Annotated in this window: 19 protein-coding genes; 16 read left to right on the top strand and 3 right to left on the bottom strand. The window is 71.1% G+C overall.

Annotated features, from left to right (window positions below; all coding sequences use genetic code 11):
* Window positions 1-73: 73 nt before the first annotated feature.
* Genes DES41_RS03655 through DES41_RS03665 form a run of 3 tightly spaced genes read left to right on the top strand, consistent with a single transcriptional unit; the run spans window position 74 to window position 2849 of the window.
* Window positions 74-1042, top strand: coding sequence for a TRAP transporter substrate-binding protein (locus DES41_RS03655; RefSeq protein ID WP_114465957.1), 969 nt, complete (start codon window positions 74-76; stop codon window positions 1040-1042).
* A gap of 6 nt (window positions 1043-1048) precedes the next feature.
* Window positions 1049-1558, top strand: a complete 510-nt coding sequence (locus DES41_RS03660; protein WP_114465959.1) for a TRAP transporter small permease — start codon at window positions 1049-1051, stop codon at window positions 1556-1558.
* The gene (locus tag DES41_RS03665; protein ID WP_114465961.1) at window positions 1551-2849 is read left to right on the top strand and encodes a TRAP transporter large permease; all 1299 of its coding nucleotides are present in this window, start codon (window positions 1551-1553) and stop codon (window positions 2847-2849) included. The genes DES41_RS03660 and DES41_RS03665 overlap by 8 nt, the downstream gene beginning before the upstream one ends.
* Here DES41_RS03665 and DES41_RS03670 read toward each other — a convergent pair.
* Window positions 2821-3531: an aspartate/glutamate racemase family protein gene (locus DES41_RS03670; protein ID WP_245965550.1), complete on the bottom strand. Its 711-nt coding sequence runs from the start codon at window positions 3529-3531 to the stop codon at window positions 2821-2823. The two genes, DES41_RS03665 and DES41_RS03670, sit on opposite strands and share 29 nt — an antisense overlap.
* Window positions 3532-3573: 42 nt before the next feature.
* Here DES41_RS03670 and crcB point away from each other — a divergent pair, with 42 nt between their 5' ends.
* Entirely contained in the window at window positions 3574-3951 is a 378-nt protein-coding gene (crcB, locus tag DES41_RS03675) for a fluoride efflux transporter CrcB (RefSeq protein ID WP_114466012.1), read from the top strand.
* A 2-nt stretch (window positions 3952-3953) separates the two neighbouring features.
* Here the strand turns inward: crcB and DES41_RS03680 are convergent, their stop codons facing one another.
* Window positions 3954-4319, bottom strand: coding sequence for a hypothetical protein (locus DES41_RS03680; RefSeq protein WP_114466812.1), 366 nt, complete (start codon window positions 4317-4319; stop codon window positions 3954-3956).
* Between the two features lie 176 nt (window positions 4320-4495).
* Here DES41_RS03680 and DES41_RS03685 point away from each other — a divergent pair, with 176 nt between their 5' ends.
* The 12 genes from DES41_RS03685 (at window position 4496) to DES41_RS03740 (ending at window position 15343) form a co-directional block, all read left to right on the top strand.
* On the top strand, window positions 4496-6313 hold the full coding sequence (locus DES41_RS03685; RefSeq protein ID WP_114466014.1) for a glutamine--tRNA ligase/YqeY domain fusion protein: 1818 nt from the start codon (window positions 4496-4498) through the stop codon (window positions 6311-6313).
* Window positions 6314-6417: 104 nt separating this feature from the next.
* Window positions 6418-7110: a DUF4198 domain-containing protein gene (locus DES41_RS03690; protein ID WP_114466016.1), complete on the top strand. Its 693-nt coding sequence runs from the start codon at window positions 6418-6420 to the stop codon at window positions 7108-7110.
* Between the two features lie 3 nt (window positions 7111-7113).
* A complete protein-coding gene (locus DES41_RS03695) occupies window positions 7114-7572 on the top strand; it encodes an ABC transporter permease (protein ID WP_114466018.1) in 459 nt (152 codons plus the stop codon).
* Window positions 7572-8219 (top strand): energy-coupling factor ABC transporter permease, encoded by a 648-nt coding sequence (locus DES41_RS03700; RefSeq protein WP_114466020.1) that lies wholly within the window; start codon window positions 7572-7574, stop codon window positions 8217-8219. The genes DES41_RS03695 and DES41_RS03700 overlap by 1 nt, the downstream gene beginning before the upstream one ends.
* Entirely contained in the window at window positions 8216-8776 is a 561-nt protein-coding gene (locus DES41_RS03705; protein WP_114466023.1) for an ABC transporter permease, read from the top strand. Before DES41_RS03700 ends, DES41_RS03705 begins: the two co-directional genes overlap by 4 nt.
* Window positions 8769-9479 (top strand): energy-coupling factor ABC transporter ATP-binding protein, encoded by a 711-nt coding sequence (locus DES41_RS03710; protein ID WP_114466025.1) that lies wholly within the window; start codon window positions 8769-8771, stop codon window positions 9477-9479. The genes DES41_RS03705 and DES41_RS03710 overlap by 8 nt, the downstream gene beginning before the upstream one ends.
* Before the next feature lie 93 nt (window positions 9480-9572).
* Window positions 9573-10103: a hypothetical protein gene (locus DES41_RS03715; RefSeq protein WP_147282792.1), complete on the top strand. Its 531-nt coding sequence runs from the start codon at window positions 9573-9575 to the stop codon at window positions 10101-10103.
* 179 nt (window positions 10104-10282) lie between these two features.
* Window positions 10283-11266 carry a hypothetical protein gene (locus DES41_RS03720; protein WP_114466029.1) on the top strand — a complete coding sequence of 328 codons (984 nt, stop codon included), beginning with the start codon at window positions 10283-10285 and terminating at the stop codon, window positions 11264-11266.
* 30 nt (window positions 11267-11296) lie between these two features.
* The gene (locus tag DES41_RS03725; RefSeq protein ID WP_114466031.1) at window positions 11297-11884 is read left to right on the top strand and encodes a HupE/UreJ family protein; all 588 of its coding nucleotides are present in this window, start codon (window positions 11297-11299) and stop codon (window positions 11882-11884) included.
* Window positions 11881-12486, top strand: coding sequence for a HupE/UreJ family protein (locus tag DES41_RS03730; RefSeq protein ID WP_114466033.1), 606 nt, complete (start codon window positions 11881-11883; stop codon window positions 12484-12486). Before DES41_RS03725 ends, DES41_RS03730 begins: the two co-directional genes overlap by 4 nt.
* 91 nt (window positions 12487-12577) lie before the next feature.
* Window positions 12578-14611, top strand: a complete 2034-nt coding sequence (locus DES41_RS03735) for a TonB-dependent receptor (protein ID WP_114466035.1) — start codon at window positions 12578-12580, stop codon at window positions 14609-14611.
* Between the two features lie 21 nt (window positions 14612-14632).
* Entirely contained in the window at window positions 14633-15343 is a 711-nt protein-coding gene (locus DES41_RS03740) for a DUF4198 domain-containing protein (RefSeq protein WP_114466037.1), read from the top strand.
* 54 nt (window positions 15344-15397) lie between these two features.
* Here DES41_RS03740 and DES41_RS03745 read toward each other — a convergent pair whose 3' ends face one another.
* On the bottom strand, window positions 15398-16888 hold the full coding sequence (locus tag DES41_RS03745) for an MATE family efflux transporter (RefSeq protein WP_114466039.1): 1491 nt from the start codon (window positions 16886-16888) through the stop codon (window positions 15398-15400).
* Window positions 16889-16934: the final 46 nt, after the last annotated feature.

Raw genomic sequence — 16934 nt, forward strand, 5'->3', positions numbered from 1 at the left:
CACGGTGCGGGTGGCCCGGGAATTGCATTTATCCTGCGTTTCCTTTGCCTGCCCCCTTCCACCCGGAGAGACCATGAAGCTTCATTCCGTCCTGCTGGCCACTGCCGCCCTGACCCTGGCTCCGCATGCCTTCGCGCAGACCAAGTGGGATCTGCCCGCCGCCTACCCCGCAACCAACTTCCACACCGTCAACCTGAACCAGTTCGCGGCCGACGTGGACAAGGCCACCGGCGGCAAGCTGAAGATCACCGTGCACGCCAACGCCTCGCTGTTCAAGGCGCCCGAGATCAAGCGCGCCGTGCAAGGCGGCCAGGCCCAGGCCGGCGAAATCCTGCTGGTGAACTTCCAGAACGAATGGCAGGTCTTCGGTGCCGATGGACTGCCCTTCCTGGCCGACAGCTACGACGCCGCCTGGAAGCTCTACCAGGCGCAAAAGCCCCTGCTCGACAAGAAGCTCGGCGAGCAGGGCATGGCGCTGCTCTACACCGTGGCCTGGCCACCGCAGGGCATCTACGTGAAGAAGCCGATCCAGTCGGCTGCCGACCTCAAGGGCGTGAAGTGGCGCGCCTACAGCCCGGCCACCGCACGCATCGCCGAACTGGTGGGCGCGCAGCCCGTCACGGTGCAGGCGGCCGAGTTGTCGCAGGCCATGGCCACCGGCGTGATCGAGTCGTACATGTCGTCCGGCTCCACCGGCTTCGACACCAAGACCTACGAGCACATCAAGTACTGGTACGACACCCAGGCCTGGCTGCCCAAGAACGCGGTGATCGTCAACAAGGCCGCGTTCGACGGCCTGGACGCGGCCACCAAGCAGGCCGTGCTGAAGGCCGCCACCGAGGCCGAGACGCGCGGCTGGGCCGCCTCCAAGAAGGAGAACACGGACACGCAGGAAAAGCTCAAGGCCAACGGCATGAACATCCTGCCGCCGCCCCCGCAGCTGAAGGCGGACATGGCCAAGGTCGGCGACACCATGCTCAAGGAGTGGCTGGACAAGGCCGGCGCCGACGGCACGGCCCTGGTCGACGCGTACCGCAAGTAAGGCTGCATGCGCCGCCTTCTCGACGCGCTCTATGACGGCGCCGCCTGGCTGGCGGCGCTGTTCATGGTCGCCTTGCTGATCGCCGTGCTGCTGTCCATCCTGGGGCGCCAGCTGCACTTCAACATTGCCGGCATCGATGCCTACGCCGGCTACCTCATGGCCGCAGCCGGCTTCCTGGCGCTGGCGCACACGCTCAAGCGCGGCGAGCACATCCGCGTCACGCTGCTGATCAACGCACTGCGCGGTGGGCCGCGCAAGGCGCTGGAACTGTGGGCCCTGGCCGCTGCGGCCATGCTGGCTGCGCTGTTCGCCTTCTACAGCTGCCGGCTGGTCTGGCAGTCGCACGCCTTCCACGACATGTCGACCTCCAACGACGCCACGCCGCTGTGGATTCCGCAGCTGGCCATGGCGGTCGGCACGGTGGTGTTCGCACTGGCCTTCATCGACGAGCTGGTATTGGAGCTGCGTGGCCAGCGCGCCCGTCCCGCCAGCGGGGAGGTACTGCGCAATGAGTGATCTCGCCATCACCTCGCTGCTGGTGCTGTCGCTGTTCCTGATCCTGGGCAGCGGTGTCTGGATCGGTCTCACGCTGTCGGGCGTGGCCTGGATCGGCATGCAGCTGTTCGCCTCGCGGCCAGCCGGCGACGCCATGGCCGTGACGATCTGGGGCTCGGCCTCCAGCTGGACACTGACCGCGCTGCCGCTGTTCGTGTGGATGGGTGAGATCCTGTTCCGCACCCGGCTCAGCGAGGACATGTTCAAAGGCCTGTCGCCCTGGCTGCAGGCGCTGCCGGGCCGCTTGCTGCACACCAACGTGGTGGGTTGCACCATCTTCGCGGCGGTGTCGGGCTCCAGCGCCGCCACCTGCGCGACCATCGGGAAGATGACGCTGCCCGAACTGCGCCGGCGCGGTTACCCCGAGCACATGACGGTGGGCACGCTGGCAGGCGCCAGCACGCTGGGGCTGCTGATTCCGCCGTCCATCATCATGATCGTCTACGGCGTGGCGGCCGAGGTGTCCATCTCGCGCCTGTTCATCGCCGGCGTGCTGCCGGGATTGTTGCTGGGGCTGCTGTTCTCGGGCTACATCGTGGTGTGGGCGCTGCGCAATCCGCACCTGGTGCCGGCGGCGGACGCCAAGACCACCTTCAGGCAGAAGCTGGCGGCCTCGCGCAGCCTGATCCCGGTGGTGCTGCTGATCACTGCAGTGCTGGGCTCGATCTATGCCGGCCTCGCCACCGCCACCGAGGCGGCGGCGCTGGGCGTGGTGGGGGCGCTCGTCATCTCCGCCGTGCAGGGCTCGCTGAGCTGGGGCAACTTCCGCGATGCGCTGCTCGGCGCCACGCGGCTGTACTGCATGATCGCGCTGATCCTGGCGGGCGCCGCCTTCCTCACGCTGTCGATGGGCTACATCGGGCTGCCGCGCCACCTGGCCGAATGGATCGGCTCGCTCGGCCTTTCCCAGGGCCAGTTGGTGGCCGCGCTGGCCGTGTTCTTCATCGTCCTCGGCTGCTTCCTGGACGGCATCTCGATGGTGGTGCTGACCATGGGCGTGCTGATGCCGACTGTGCAGAAGGCCGGCATCGACCCGATCTGGTTCGGCATCTTCGTCGTGCTGGTCGTCGAGATGGCGCAGATCACGCCGCCGGTGGGCTTCAACCTGTTCGTGCTGCAGGGCATGACGGGGCGCGAACTGCCATGGATCGCCAAGGTGGCGATGCCGATGTTCCTGCTGATGTGCCTGGCCGTGGCGCTGCTCTACGTGTTCCCGGGCCTGGTCACCTGGCTGCCCCAGCAGATGATGTAGCGATGGCGGCGCGGAGCACCGGGTCGTCCAGCAGCGAGAGGCAGCGCCAGCCGGTGGCCGCCTCGATGGCCGCGGCGTAGGGCGGCAGGTTGGTGCACTCCAGCACCAGTGCCGGCGACTGCGGCGTGCGCCGCCGCAGCAGCTGCGCCGCGGCCACGACCTCGGCCTGCGCACGCTGCAGGTCCAGCGCATCCTGGTTGCCGAGGATGGCCTGCACGAAATGGCTCTGCGGGTCCATGCCCTGCACCACCACATCGCCGAGCCGTGCGGCCGGCACTCCGGCCGCCAGCAGGTGTGCCGGCGTCAGCGCCTGCGCGCTGACCGTCAGCACCGCCACCTGCGCCGCGTCGCGCAACAGCGCCGGCAGCTGCAGCAGGCTGGAACTGCGCACCACGGTGGGCACAGCGGCCTGCAGCACCGCCTGCAGCAGCACCAGGAAACCGCAGCTGGTCGTCACCGCACAGGCGCCCTGCGCAGCCAGCTGGCGCACCGCATGCACAAAAGCAGGGGCCATCGCGTGCAAGGCCTGGGGCGAGCCCACCACCTCGCACGGCCAGGCGCCGGGTACCACACACTGGCGCGTCGCGCAGCCAAAGCTGTCGGGATGGCCGATGTCGCCCAGCGGGCGCGGGAAGCGCGTGTCCAGCATCACCACGCCCAGCAGGCCGGGGGCGTACGCCACGGGCGCTACAGTGGTGCGATGGTCAACGTATTGCACCAACCGATGCTAGCGGTGTTTGCCGTCTGTGCCGGCGCCTGCGTGGGCGCGCTCGGCCGCTGGGGCCTGGCACTGTGGCTCAACGCGCACGGCCCGATGCCGCTGGGCACGCTCGCGGCCAACCTCATCGGCGGCTACCTCATCGGCCTGTGCATCGGCTGGTTCGAGGCCATGCCCGCGCTGGCGCCGGTGTGGCGCCTCGCCCTGGTGACGGGCTTTCTGGGTGCGCTGACCACCTTTTCGAGCTTCTCGGCCGAGGTGGTGCTGATGCTCCAGCAGCAGCGCTACGGCCTGGCGCTCATGACCGCCGGCGTGCACCTGCTGGGCTCGCTGGCGCTGACGGCGGCGGGGCTCAAGACGGCTGCCGTGCTGATCGCACGCTGAACTCAGCGTCTCCAGTCGCGGCGGTCCCGGTGGCCATGGTGGTGACCGTGGCGATGCCCATGGAAATGCTGCGGCGGCGGGCCGTAATAGATCGGTTGCGGCTGGTAGTACACCCGCGGAGGCGGCACGTAGTACACCGGGGGCGCGTGGTAGACGGGCGCCGGCGCGCGGTAGTACCGGGGCGGCGCCTGCACGATGACGGGCGGCGCCACGTACACGGGTGCATTGCCCACGATCACCTGGGCACCCGGCGCGCCCACACCCACCGACCAGACCACATCGCGTGCCTGCGCCTGTGCCGTCAGCGCCAGGCCAGCCACGGCGATGGCGGCAGCGGCGGCCCAGCGGCCAGCTTGCTTGGATGCCATGTACATACTCCTTCGAATGCGTCGCCGCGGACTGCGGCCCTGGCCTATTGACGCACCAAGATGCAAATGGATGACGCAGGGCGGGTTAAAGCAGTTACGGCAGGTAACGACCATGCGCGCGTGGAGAACGGCCACGCCATCCCGGACATGCCGTGCTCCCTCCTAGAATCGGTTACATGAATTCCCCCGTGTCCGAGCCGAGCGACCACAAACAAAGCAACTTCCTGCGCCAGATCATCGAGAACGACCTGGCCCAGGGCACTTATGCCAGCCGCCACTGGGGCGGAAGCCCCGGCGATGCCGCCCACCATGCCCAGGGCACTGTCGATCCCGCACGCGTGCGGCTGCGCTTTCCGCCCGAGCCCAACGGCTACCTGCACGTGGGCCACGCCAAGAGCATCTGCCTGAACTTCGGCCTGGCGCGCGACTATGGCGGCGTCTGCCACCTGCGCTTCGACGACACCAATCCCGAGAAAGAGGACGAGGAGTACGTCCGCAGCATCGTCGACAGCGTGCGTTGGCTTGGCTTCAACTGGGAAAGCGGTGGCACCAGCCACCTCTACCAGGCCAGCGACTACTTCGACTTCATGTGCCGCGCGGCCGAATACCTGATCGAGGCCGGCCACGCCTACGTGGACGAGCAGAGCCCCGAGGAAATGCGCGCCAACCGCGGCGACTTCGGCAAGCCCGGCGTGGACAGCCCCTTCCGCGGCCGCACGCCCGCCGAGAACCTGGCGCGCTTCCACGGCATGCGCGACGGCCAGCTGGCCGATGGCGCCGCCGTGCTGCGCGCCAAGATCGACATGGCCAGCCCCAACATCAACATGCGGGACCCGGCGATCTACCGCATCCGGCGCGCCACGCACCACAACACGGGCGACCGCTGGTGCATCTACCCGATGTACACCTTCGCGCACCCGATCGAAGACGCGCTGGAGCAGATCACCCACAGCCTGTGCACGCTGGAGTTCGAAGACCAGCGCCCGTTCTACGACTGGGTGCTCGAGCGCCTGGCCGAAGGCGGCCTGCTCTCGGCCCCGCCGCCGCGGCAGTACGAGTTCGCGCGGCTCAACCTGACCTACGTGATCACCAGCAAGCGCAAGCTGGCGCAGCTGGTGAACGAGCAGCGCGTGAGCGGCTGGGACGACCCACGCATGCCCACCATCGTGGGCCTGCGCCGGCGCGGCTACACGGCCGAAGCCATCCAGCTGTTCGCCGAGCGCATCGGCGTGACCAAGAGCGACAGCTGGATCGACTACAGCACGCTGGAAGGCGCGCTGCGCGACACGCTGGACGCCACGGCCAAGCGCGCCATGGCCGTGCTCGACCCGGTCAAGCTGGTCATCACGAACTGGGATGCGCTGCACGGCGCCGGCACGCTGGACGATTGCAGCGCGCCGATCAACCCGCACGCGCCGGACCAGGGCCGTCGCAGCTTCCAGTTCGGCAAGGAACTGTGGATCGAGCGCACCGACTACGAGGAAACGCCGCCCAAGGGCTTCCACCGCCTGTACCCGCCGCAGACCGCGGCCGACGGCAGCACCAAGCCAGGCAACCGCGTGCGCCTGAAGTACGGCCATGTGGTGCAGTGCACGGGCGCCGTGCGCAATGAACAGGGCCACATCACCGAGGTGCATGCCGAGCTCGTGCCGGACACCAAGAGCGGCACGCCGGGCGCGGACGCCATCAAGGTCAAGGGCGTGATCACCTGGGTCGGCGTGCACGACGCCGTGCCGGCCGAGGTGCGCCTGTACGAGCGCCTGTTCAACGACGCCCACCCCGATGCGGGCGGTAAGAACTTCCTGGACAACCTGAACCCGGACAGCCTGCGCACCGTCCAGGCCTACCTGGAACCCTCGCTCGCCAGCGCCGGCGTGGACGACCGCTTCCAGTTCGAACGCCACGGCTACTTCGTGGCCGACCGGCGCGACCACCATCCCGACAAGCCGGTGTTCAACCGCACCACGGGCCTGCGCGACAGCTGGGGCAAGTAGCGCCACAAGCGCCATACGGCCGGGCATACGCCATCCGGCGCATCCACAGGCCGAGGTTCCGGTGCCATACTCGTAAGAGGAAATAGAAAGTCCTCTTAAGAGCCATGAAGAACCCGTCGTCCCTGTGCCACGCGGCCGCACTCGGTCTGCTGCTCTGTGCCGCAACGGCACAGGCGCACGATGCCTGGATCGAGCCCTCCTCCGCCGGCTTCACCGTGGTGTTCGGCCACGACGGCAAGCTGGAGACGGCGCTGGCCAGCAAGGTGCTGAAGGCGCAGGCCGTCGATGCCGCAGGCCAGGCCCTGCCATTGCGGCTGGAGGGCTTGAAGGTCGCCCTGGACGGCAGGCCCTCGCAGCTGCTGCTGCACTACGACAACGGCTTCTGGTCGCGCACGCCGCAAGGCAGCAGGAGCGGGCCGAAGAACGAAGTGCCCGGTGCGCTCGGCGCCTCGCACGCGCTCAAGTACGGCAAGACCCTCCTCGCCTGGGACGCCCAGGCCACCCGGCCCCAGGGCCTGCCGGTCGAGATCGTGCCGCAGGCCACGCAGGCGCCCGCAGCGGGCAGCCGCTTGCCGGTGCAGGTGCTCTGGGACGGCCAGCCGCTGGCCGGCGCCGTGCTGTCCTGGCATGAAGGCGCGCAGGAGAAAGACACCCAGGCCGATGCCCAGGGCCGCGCCAGCGTGCCGGTGGTCCAGGGCCGGCAGATGGTCAGCGCGAGCGCGCGCCGGCCGCTCCCGAACGACCCGCGCGCCGACACGCTGTCGGTCTCCAGCGCACTCGTGTTCGAGGCCCGCTGAACCATGCGGCGGGCACGGACCTGGCGGTTCGCCCTGTTGCTGGCCTGGGCCGGCACGGGCGCGGCCTGGGCGCACGCCGTGCGGCACGAAACCAGCGTGGGCGAGGCCGTGGTCGTGCTGCTGCATTACACCGACGGCGAGCCCTTCGCATTCGAGCGCTACGAACTGTTCCGCGGCCCCGGCACGGAGCCGGTGCAGACCGGCCGCACCGATGGCGCCGGCCGCCTGGTGCTGCTGCCCGGCACCGGTGGCGCGGCCGAGGGCTGGCGGCTGCGCGCCTACTCGGCCGACGGCCACGGCATCGAGACCGCGCTGGCCTTCGCCGCGCACGACGGCGTGGCGCCTGCAGCGCCGGCGCAGGCCGCGGCCACGCCGGGCTGGGAGCGCGTGGCGCTGGGCGCGTGCCTGATCCTCGGCCTGGGTGCGCTGGCCCAGCGCCTGCTGCGCACAAGGCCGCGCTGATGCACATCCCCGACGGATTCCTTTCGCCGCAGACCTACCTGCCGGCCTATGCCGTCGCGGCCGCGGCCTGGTGGGCCACCGGCCGCGGCCTGCGCGAGCGCCTGGACGAAACGCTGGTGCCACGGCTGGCCGCGCTCACGGCGCTGGTCTACGCCATTGGCCTGGTCATGCTGCCGCTGCCCGGCGGCACCTCGGTGCACGCGGTCGGTGTGGCACTGCTGGCACTGTGCTTCGGCGCGCGGCTCGCCTTCCTCGGCTACAGCCTGGTGCTGCTGCTGCAGTCGCTGCTGTTCGGCGCCGGCGGCATCACGGCGCTGCCGGTCAATGCGCTGGCCATCGGCGGTGCCGGTGCGCTGGTCACGCTGGGGGTGTTCCGCGCGCTGCGCGGCTGGAACGAGGCCGCCGCCGTGCTGCTGGCCACCTGGTGTGCGGTCATGGCCTCGGCCGCGCTGGTCGGCCTGGTGCTGGGCCTGCAGCCCTGGCTGGCGCACCGGCCCGACGGCACGCCGCTGTACTTCCCGTTCACCCTGCCCGTGGTGCTGCCGGCCGTGCTGGCGCCGCATGCGCTGCTGGGCGTCGGCGAGGGCGTGCTCACCCTGCTGGTCTGGCGCATGGTGCGTGCGCGGCGCTGGCAGTGGGCCACATGACGCCCACGCGCTGGCTGCTGGCCTACCTGGGCGCTGTGGTCGGCACGAGCCTGGTGCACGACTGGCGCACCCTGGCGGCCGGCCTGCTGCTGGCCCTGGCGCTGGCCGGCCCGCCGCGCTGGCGGCTGCTGCGCCGCAGCCTGCTGGCCGTGCTGGCCTTCAACCTGGCCGTCAGCGCCGGCCTGTTCGCGCAATGGGCCTGGCAAGACCGGCCGCTGGCCGCGCTGGCCGAGCCGCTCGCGCGCATGAACCTGCGCGTGCTGCTGCTGGTGCTGCTGGGCTTCTGGTTCGTCGCGCGCGTGAACCTGTTGCAGGCCCTGGCCTTCGCGCCCACGCTGCAATTCCTGGCCACGCTGGCGGCGGGCCAGGCCCAGGTGCTGGCGCGGCTGGTGCGCGAGCACGGCCTGGCGTTCCGCAGCCGCACCGCCGGCGCCGGTGGCCTGCGCGCACGCAGCCGGCATGGCGCCAGCGTGGCCGGCCACCTGCTCGACAAGGCCGTGGCCAACGCCCAGGCCTCTGCCATGGCCATGCGCGCACGCGGCGGGCTCGATGATTGAACTGGAGCAGGCGGCCTTCGGCTGGCCCGAGGCCGCACCGGTGTGGGCAGAGGTCTCGCTGCGCGTGCAGCCCGGCGAGAAGCTGGTGCTGCTGGGCGCCAACGGCGGCGGCAAGTCCACGCTGCTGCAGCTGCTCGGTGCGCTGGTGTTCCCCACGGCCGGCCGGTACCGCTACGACGGCGAGGCCGTGACACCGGCGCGCGCGCGCCGCACCGACTGGGCCCGGCGCTTTCGGCGCGAGGTCGGCCTGCTGTTCCAGCACCCCGAGGCCATGCTGTTCAACCCCACGGTGCGCGACGAGATCGGCTACGGCCCGCGCCGGCTCGGCTTGCCCGATGCCGAGCGGCGCATCGGCGAGTGGGCCGCGCGGCTGCGCATCGACCATTTGCTGGACAAGCCACCCTTCCTGCTCTCGGGTGGCGAGAAGCAGCGCCTGGCCCTGGCCTGCGTGCTGGTGATGGAGCCGCGCCTGCTGTTGCTCGACGAGCCGCTGGCGCACCTGGACCCGCGCACCGCCGGCTTCCTGCTGGACTGGCTGGCGCAGAGCCCCGCCACGGTGATCACCAGCACGCACCAGCTGGCCAGTGCACCGCGCCTGGGCGCGCGTGCGCTGGTGCTGGCCGGCGGGGGCCTGGCCCACGACGGGCCGCTGGCCGCGGCGCTGGCCGATACCGCACTGCTGGCCCGCGCCGAGCTGGCCTGAGCGGCGCACAGGCCGCCACGCCGCTGTCATCGGCGTTTCACACGCCTCCGCACAATGGCAGGTTCCGCGCGCTTCGGCGCAGGACAGCCCGCCGTGACCCCATCCCGCCCCATGCTGCAATTGCCCGCGCGCCTGCGCCGGTGCGTGATCGGCCTGTTGTTGGTGGCCTTGCCGCTGTACGGGCTCGGTGGCGCGCTGCTGCGCATGCTGGGGCCGGACCACCGGCACGCGGCGGTGGCCGAGGCGCCCTCCTGGTCCGACCTGGTGGGCCGCCAGCTGCAGGCCCTGGTGGGTCCGCAAGCCTCCCGGCTGATCGACAACCTGCGCCTGCAGGCCCGGCTGCGGCCCGCCACATCGGGCCACGCCCATGGCGCGGGTGCGCACCACCACCACGGCAAGTTCGCGCGCCACCACCACGCGCCGCACGATGCCACGGTCGTCGCCATCGACGGCCACGGCGGTGCCGATACCGCCACGGCCGGCGGCACCCTGCTGCCACTGGCGCTGCCCGCCGCACTGGCCATTCCCTGTGCACCGGCCTCGCCGTCGCGCTGGCCGGAGCACGGCACATCGCCCTGGCACAGCCACGTGCCCGCCCTGCCCGAGCGCCCGCCACGCGCCTGATCCTGTGGCCCGCCTGTGCGCGGGCCCCGATGGCGCGCGCCTGCCGCTCAGGCAGTGCGCGCGCCTTCGCCTTGCCAGTGGCCCGCGCCACCGCAGCCCGCTGCGGCGCGCCGGGCTCCCACAAGCCAGCACTGTCCGGTGGACATGCGTTCGCCGGCCAGGGCAAGGAGGACACACCCATGACGGCATCGACCGATCACGATCTCGCCGAGGCCGGGCGCCGGCTCGGCCACGACATCCACACCAGCACGCGCTGGCCGCGCCTGGCGGGCTGGCCCGGCGCCGTCTGCGAAGGCTTCGACGCCGCGGCCCACGCACGCTTGCCGCGCGCCACGCCCGACCGCTTCGCGCGCAAATGGCTGCAGCTGCGCCTGGGCGCCTGGCGCCGCGGACGCATCGTCGACGAGGAAGTCACACCCGCGCTGCTGCGCACGCTGGACGTCGCCCAATGCCCGGTCACGCGCGCGCCGCTGACCCACGGTGAGCACAGCGACACCGACTGGTCCATCGACCGGCTCAACAACGACGCCGCCTACGCCGCCAGCAACCTGGCCGTCATGAGCGTGCGGGCCAACCGCGCCAAGGGCGCACGCAGCTTCGACGAGGTGCTGCTGCTGGCCGGCCTGCCGCACGCCACGGCCGGGCTTGCGCCGCGCGAGTGGTTGCGCCTGGCCGCGCTGATGCTGGGCCCGGCCTTCGCCACGTGCCACGGGGCCGCGCCGGCGCTGCCGCTCTGCGCGCCGCTGCCCTGCCGCTCGACCCGGCTCGCCCTGCAGCAGATCCAGCGCCTGCTGACCCTGCAGACGCAGCGGCCGGACGGCAAGAACCGGCTCGTGCGCGACTTCCGGCCGGCCTGCCGGACCGAGCGCGCCATGCTGCGCCTGCGCACGCTGGCCGACGCCGTGCACGAGGGACTCAAGCACCTGCCGGCCGACGCCCAGTGCTGGGACGTCTGGCTGCAGCCCGGGCTGATGCCGGCCCTGCAGGCCTGGCGCGAGACGCTGGACGGACCCAGCTGGGCCTGCGCTGCGCAGATCGCCGGGCAGCTGGCCGGCGCGCGGCGCGAAACGGCGCAGCGGCTGCAGGCCTGGCGGCTGCCGAGCCGGGGCTACCACGCCATGGCGGCGATCGAGCGTCAACGGCGTGTCACGAACGCGCCCTAGAGTCCGCCGGTTCTTTTTCCGCTGACGACCATGCCCTCGATTGCCCGCTCCCTGCTTTGCCTGCTGATCGCGTTCGCCGCGCTGCCCGCCTTCGCCCATTCGACCGAACACATGGGCGGCGGCTTCGTCGCCGGCTTCATGCACCCGCTGCTGGGGCCGGACCACGTGGTCGCGATGGTGGCCGTGGGGCTGTGGGGCGCCTTCCTCGGCGCGCCGGCGCTGTGGGTGCTGCCGGTGGTGTTCCCGCTGGTGATGGCCATGGGCGGCGTGCTGGGCGTGCTGGGCGTCCCGCTGCCCGGCGTGGAAGTCGGCATCGCGCTGTCTGCCGTGCTGCTGGGCGGCATGGTCGCCTTCGCGGTGCGCCCGCCGCTGTGGGTGGCCGGGCTGCTGGTCGCCGTGTTCGCGGTGTTCCACGGCCATGCGCATGGCACCGAGTTGCCGCACGAGAGCAGCCCGCTGGTCTACAGCCTGGGCTTCGTGGTGGCCACCGGCATGCTGCACCTGGCCGGCATCGGCTTCGGCGCGCTCGTGCGGTCGCCGGCCGGCCGTGTCGCCGTGCGCGCGGTGGGTGGCGCGATCTCGGTCATCGGCCTGTTCTTCCTGCAAGGCGCCATGTGAACTGGCGGCAAGTTGCGCGGCGTGCCGGCGCGGCCGCCGCGGCAGGCTCGGCCAGCGCCGCCTGGGCGCATGGCGAGATCAAGGGCGTGGGCGCGTTCTACAGCGGCGTGCTGCACCCCTTCATCAGCCCGGCCCACCTGATCGCCTTGATCGCGCTGGGCCTGCTGTTCGGCCAGCGCGGCGTGCTGGCCAGCCGCCAGGCCATGGGTGCGCTGGTGGCCGCGCTGGCGCTGGGCCTGTGGCTGAGCCTGCGGCTGCACGGGCTGCCCGAGCCCGACCCCTTGCTGCTGACCCTGGGCATGCTCCTGGGTCTCAGCGTGGTCCTGGCCCGCCCCTGGCCGGTGTGGGCGCTGGTGCCGCTGGCGGCCCTGGTCGGTCTGGCCGTGGGCCTGGGCTCCGCGCCCGACGGCGTGGCGCCCGCGCAGCGCACCGCGGCGCTGGTGGGCACGTGGGTCGGCGCCACGCTGTGCACGGCTTGCCTGGCCGGCGTCGTGCATCCACTGCACAGGCCCTGGGCCCGGGTCGGCGTGCGCGTGCTGGCGTCCTGGCTCAGCGCCAGTGCGCTGCTGGTGCTGACGCTGGCCTTTGCCCGCCCGGCCTGAAGCGGTCCTCCGGGCGCTTGTCACACCGCCGTCGAACGCCTGCGTTACAAACGTGAGTAGGAAAACTTTCAAATCCTTCTTACACAACACCATGCGCTCCATTGCCACCCGCCAGCGCCGCGCTCCCGCCGTCTGCGCCCTTCTCGCCGCGCTGTCGCAGCATGTCGCGGCCCAATCGCCCGCGCCGGCCGCCGCGCCCCAGCTGCGCACGGTCGACATCAAGGGCGAAACGCTGCGCGCCGCCGCAGCCTCCTACTCCACCACGACGCTGGAAGCCGAGGAGATCCAGCAGCAGCACGTGAGCCAGACGCAGGACCTGTTCCGCAACGTACCCGGCATGCACGTGCAGAACTACCAGTTGTCCGGCGTGGCCGACACCATCGTGCTGCGCGGCTTCGGCGGTGGCGGCCATGGCGGCGACCTGGGCGTGGTGCTGGACGGCATTCCCCTCAACGAAGCCATGTCGCACGCCGACGGCTATGTGGACTTCAACGTCATCGTGCCGCTGGAGATCGACCGGCTGCGCGTGTTCCGCGGCCCGGTGTCCGCGCTGTACGGCAACTTCAACCGCGCCGGCCTGGTGGCGGTGGAGACGCGCAAGCGCGGCGCGTACAAGGACCTGGACCTGAGCATCGGCTCGCACGGCAGCGTGGACGTGCAGGCCGCGTTGGGCCTGCGCGTGCGCGAGGGCGAGCACCTGAACCTGGCCGCCCAGCATTACCGCAGCGACGGCTTCCGCGCGCAGTCGCAGTCCGAGCGCACCACCGTCGCGGGCCGCTGGACCAAGGCCGTCACGCCCGCGCTGGAGATCGCGCTGTCGGCGCGCCTGCACCAGGCCGATGGCGACAACCCCGGCTATGTGACGGCGGCGCAGTTTGCGAGCGACCCCTACGGCAAAGACCCACGCGCGATGAACGACGGCGCCAAGAAGCACTTCGGCACCGTGCGCGCCGACGTCAACTACCAGGCAGCGCCCGATCTCAAGCTGCTGAGCTTCGCCTACGCGACGCGCCAGGACTTCACGCGCTGGTTCAGCCGGCCCGCCAACAGCACCACCTGGCGCCAGCGCGAAGAGAACTACGACCGCAGCGTGTTCGGCGCCGGCACCAGCCTGAACGGCCGCACGCAGACCAGCTGGTCGCCGCTGAACTGGGTGTTGGGCGTGGAGACCTTCCGCGAAAGCACCGACTACCAGTACTTCGACGACCTGGCCAACCGTGCCCGCACGGCCGGCGCCATCAATGACCGCCGCTCCAGGCTCAACAGCCTGTCGGCCTTCACCGAGATCGAGGCCCCCGTGCACCGCCTGTTCAAGCCCTCCCTGGGCCTGCGCTGGGACCGCTTCAGCGGGGATTGCGAGAAGAACGGTCCGGAGACCGGCAGCGACCCCTGCGGCCCGCTCCACAAGATCACGCACACCAGCCCCAAGCTCGGCGTGCGCTCGGATGTGCTGCCCGAACTGGAGCTGCGTGCCAGCTGGGCCGAAGGCTTCGCGCTGCCCAACACCTTCGCCAAGTACGCACTGGGCGCCGCCGACCTGGACCCCAACGTGTTCCGCCAGACCGAGGTCGGCATGCAGTGGAAGCCGCGGCCCGGCATCTCGCTGGACGTGGCGGCCTACCGGCTGACCTCCTCGGACGAGATCCGCACCGTCGCGCCGGGCATCTACGAGAACTACGGCGAAACCAGGCGCACCGGCGTGGAAATCAGCGCGCTGTGGGCCGTGCGCCGTGACCTGGACCTGTCGCTGACCTACGGCAGCGCCAATTCCGAGGTGACGGCCAGCGCCAACCCCGCGCTGCTCGGCAAGCGCGTGGCCGCGGTACCGCGCCATACCGCCACCGCCTCGGCCGCCTGGTCGCCGCTGGCCCACTGGACCGGCACCGTCACCTGGCGCCGCGTGGGCAGCTATGCCGTCAACGCCGACAACAGCATCGGCTATGGCGGTTACAACACCGTGGACCTGGGCCTGACCTACCGCGCCCAGCCCTACCAGATCTACGCCACCGTGGCCAACGTGACGGACAAGGTCTACGCCACCACGGCCTCCCTCATCGGCGGCACAGAGCTCTTCGCGCCTGGCGCGCCGCGCACGCTCAAGGTCGGCGTGCAGATGCAGTTTTGACCCTCATCAGGAAACCACCACATGACAGCGATCCGTTCCCGCGTTGCCACCGCACTTGCCGCGCTGGCCTTCGGCATGGGCGCCGCCCAGGCCCACAACGTCTGGCTGGTGCCCGACGCCCAGGGGGCCTACCTGGTGCAGTTCGGTGGCCATGAAGGCAAGCTCGAAGAGTTCAACAGCAGCAAGCTCACCTCCGTGACGGCCTACGACCGCCGCGGCCGCAAGATCGACGTGGCGACCCAGGCCGCCACCGACGGCGTGCGCGTCAAGCCCGAGCGCGAGCCGGCCATGTTGGCGGCCGAGTTCGACAACGGCTTCTTCAGCAAGACCGACAGCAGCGCCATGGTCAACAAGCCCATGGACGAGAACCCGGGCGCCACGAGCGGCGTGCACGCCATGAAGTTCCACAAGACCGTGCTGCAGTGGGGCCTGATCGCACGCAAGGAATTGGGTCAAACTTTCGAGATCGTCGGCACCCAGTCGAAGGATCCGCAGGCCGGCAAACCGATGCAGGTGAAGGTGCTCAAGGACGGCAAGCCCATCGCCGGCGTGCGCCTGTCCCTCGGCGAGGACGGCACGCCCGTCACGAGCGCGGCCGACGGCACGGCCACGGTCACGCCGGTGGAAGGCCGCAACCAGCTGCTGGCGATCATCCGCATGCCGGTGCAGGGTGATCCGAAGACCACGCAGCGGAGCTACGAGTACCTGTTCGCGTTCCAGACGCACGACTGACCCAGCGCGCACGGCGCCACGTTCAGCTGGCGCATCCAACTGCCGGATCTCGGTTCAGTGCCTGGTTTCGACGTGCACCAGCGGTGCGAGCGCACCCGCCTCGGCGGCCTGCGGCAGGGGCACACAGCCGGCCTCGGGAACTTGCGGAGTGGGCGAGGTGGCCGGCGTGGCCGTGCCGGTGTGCCGCCCCAACCCGCGCATCAGCCGGAACGCGAACCACATCGACAGGCTGCCGAACACCACCGCCCCCAGCATCTGCCCGGCCACGACGCCGACCGGCCCATAGCGCGAACCCCACCAGGCGAACGGGATCGTGCCCAGCGTGGCGCGTGCCCAGTTCAGGCCGGTCGACCACAGCGGGCGGCCCAGGTTGTTGAAGGCGGCCTGCGCCACGAACAGCGCGCCGATGAAGAAGAAGCCTGGGGCCAGCCACGTGCAGAACGCGTGGATCAGCTGTGCGGCCTGCCCTTCGGCCGAGAAGGCACGCACGATCAGGCCCTGCCCCAGCGCCAGCCCCCCCCAGGCGACCCCCACCGCCAGCACCATGAAGACCAGGCTGTCGCGAAAACCCTGGCGCACGCGGTCGTACTGGCGCGCGCCCAGGTTCTGGGCGAGCACCGGCCCCACCGCGCCGCTGAGCGCATAGACCAGGCCGAACGCCACGGGCGTCACCCGATCGACGATGGCCTGGCCGGCCACTGCCGAAGCGCCGAACTGGGCGATGGAGTGGGTCACGAATGCCGCGGCCACCGGCGTGGCGAAGTTGGTCAGCACCGCCGGCCCGGCCACGGTGGCCAGCGCGCGCGCATCGCGTGCCAGCCATCGGCGCTCGACCGGCCCCAGCATGCGGTGCACCCGCATCACACCGTACAGGCCCACGCCCGCCAGCACGCAGCGCGAAACGAGTGCCGCAATGGCTGCGCCGTCCAGGCCGAGCCCCGCGCCGAAGATCAGCACCGGGTCGAGCGCGGCGGTGACGAACGCAGCGCTCAGCGTCACGTTCATGGCGCGCCGGGCATCGCCCGCGGCGCGCAGCAGCGCTGCCGCTGCCATGCCCAGCCCCAGCAGGGGCAGCGAATGCACGGTGATCGCCAGGTAGCGTGCGGCGAGCCGCTCTGTCTCGCCACTGGCGCCCAGCGCGCGCAGCATCGGATGCAGGAACGGCACGCTGCCGCTGCCCACCACGGCGCAGATCGCCGTCATCAGCAACAGGCTGTGCACCGCCAGCCGGCGGGCCTCGTCGCGCTGCCCGGCGCCGATCTTGCGCGAGACCACCGCCGTGATGCCGATGGTCAGGCCGATCGCCAGCGAGATCTGGAAAAAGCCCACCACGCCCGCGAAGCCGATGGCGGCCGCGATCTCCTTCTCGCCCAGCCGCGAGATGTAGAACAGGTTGATCAGGTCGACCGCGAACACGGCCACCAGGCCGATCGCCGCGGTGCTCGCCATCACGAAGACATGGCGGAACAGCGAGCCCGTGAGAAATCGCGGCGCGAGGTCGCGTGAGGGCGCTGGCACGGCAGGCGCTTCGGGGCGGTGTGTCATGGCACAGGGGTCTGGGGCGATGCGGCGGCGGGGTGCAGTGGCGCGA

Source organism: Pseudorhodoferax soli, from assembly GCF_003337555.1.
In the GTDB taxonomy this organism is placed as follows: Bacteria; Pseudomonadota; Gammaproteobacteria; order Burkholderiales; family Burkholderiaceae_C; genus Pseudorhodoferax; species Pseudorhodoferax soli.